The organism is Streptosporangium sp. NPDC049248, from assembly GCF_040678965.1.
In the GTDB taxonomy this organism is placed as follows: Bacteria; Actinomycetota; Actinomycetes; order Streptosporangiales; family Streptosporangiaceae; genus Streptosporangium; species Streptosporangium fukuiense.
Map to the genome: position 1 here is coordinate 1 of NZ_JBFAQY010000080.1, position 1,797 is coordinate 1,797.

1 protein-coding gene is annotated in these 1,797 nt (G+C 72.0%); it reads left to right on the forward strand.

The window, feature by feature from the left end:
- Positions 1 to 43: 43 nt before the first annotated feature.
- The coding region (locus tag AB0K21_RS44605) for a polyketide synthase dehydratase domain-containing protein (protein WP_364159290.1) at positions 44 to 1,797 on the forward strand (1,754 nt) is incomplete at its 3' end.

The following is a 1,797-nucleotide window of genomic DNA, read 5'->3' on the forward strand; positions in this document are numbered from 1 at the left end:
GCGGGCGTATCTGGAGCTGGGGCCTGACGGGGTGTTGACCGCGATGGCTCAGGACACCCTTGCCGCCGAGGAGCAGCCTGTCGCGGACCTGGTGGCGGGGGCTGACGCGGTGGTGGTGCCGGTGCTGCGCGGGGACCGCGATGAGCAGTGGTCGGTCATGTCGGCGTTGGCTCAGTTGCATGTGTACGGGGTGGGGGTGGACTGGGAGTCGGTGCTCGCTGGTGGGCGCCGGGTGGAGCTGCCGACGTACGCCTTCCAGCGTCGGCGTTTCTGGCCTGATGGTGCCGCTTCACGGGTGGGGAATGTGGCGGCTGTCGGGTTGGCGGCTACGGGCCATCCGTTGCTGGGGGCCGCGGTCGGTCTGGCCGGCTCCGACGGGGTGCTGCTGACCGGTCGGTTGTCGCTGTGGTCACATCCGTGGCTGGCCGATTACCTGGTGATGGGTTCGGCGGTGGTGCCGGGCAGCGTGTTCGTGGAGCTGTCGGTGCGGGCCGGTGACCAGGTCGGCTGCGATGTGATCGAGGAACTGACCCTGACCACGCCGCTGGTGCTGGGTGAGCGGGACGCTGTCGCGGTGCAGGTGTGGGTGGGAGCGGCGGACGAGTCGGGCCGTCGTGAGGTGAGCGTCTATGCCCGGACGGCCGAGGCCGCCGATGACGAGCCGTGGGTCGAGCACGCGACCGGTGTGCTGACGGCCGGAGGCCGCGCCGCCGCGCCGTTCGAGACGGTGATGTGGCCGCCGCAAGGGGCCTCCGTCATCGAGCTGGACGGGTTGTACGACCAGTTCGCCGCGGCCGGGTTCCAATACGGGCCGGTGTTCCAGGGGTTGACGGCGGCCTGGCGCGGCGTCGACGGCGAGGTGTTCGCCGAGGTCGTGCTGCCTGAGCAGGCGGCGTCGAGTGCGGGTTCGTTCGGGGTGCACCCGGCGCTGCTGGACGCGGCGTTGCACGCGGTGCCGTTCGCCGGACTGGACGACGCCGAGGGCGGCCGGTTGCCGTTCTCCTGGGGTGGAGTGTGCCTGCACGCGGTCGGGGCGTCGGTGCTGCGGGTGCGGCTGGCCAGGACCCGAGGCGACGCGGTCTCGATGATCGCGGTGGACGCGGCCGGGGAGCCGGTGCTGTCGGCGCGGTCGCTGGAACTGCGACCGGTCGCGGCTGAGCAGTTCGCCGCTGCGGGAAGCGGCCGAGGGGCGGAGCGGGACGCGCTGTTCGGCGTGGAGTGGGCGCCGCTGACCGATCTCCCGGACGCCGATCCGTTCCCGGTGGCGCTGCTCGGCCCGGACACGTTGGGTGTCGCCGGAGCGCTGCGCGCGGCCGGGGATTCGGCGCCGGTTCATGCGGATCTGCTGTCGCTGGCGGAGGCGGCTCCGGTGCCGGGCGTGGTGGTGGCGGAAGCGGTCTCCGGTCGAGCCGGCGGGGTCGTGGAGTCGGCGCACGAGTTGACCTCGGATGTTCTGGGCTTGCTGCAGGGGTGGCTGGCAGATGACCGGTTCGCCGACTCGCGTCTGGTGTTCGTCACCCGGTGCGGGGTTGTGGCCGGCGAGAACGGTGAAGCGGCGCCGGACCCGGTCGTGGCTGCGGCGCAAGGACTTGTGCGCACCGCCCAGTCGGAGAATCCGGGCAGGTTTGTCCTGGTCGATGTGGATGATCGGGAGTCTTCGCTCGCGACCTTGTCTGACGTGCTGCCCGCGCTCCTGGCCTCGGGTGAGCCGCAGGTGGCGGTGCGTGATGGTGAGGTGCGGGTGCCGAGGTTGGCGCGGGTGGCGCCCGGCTCTGATGTGAACGGGGGCGGTGTCCG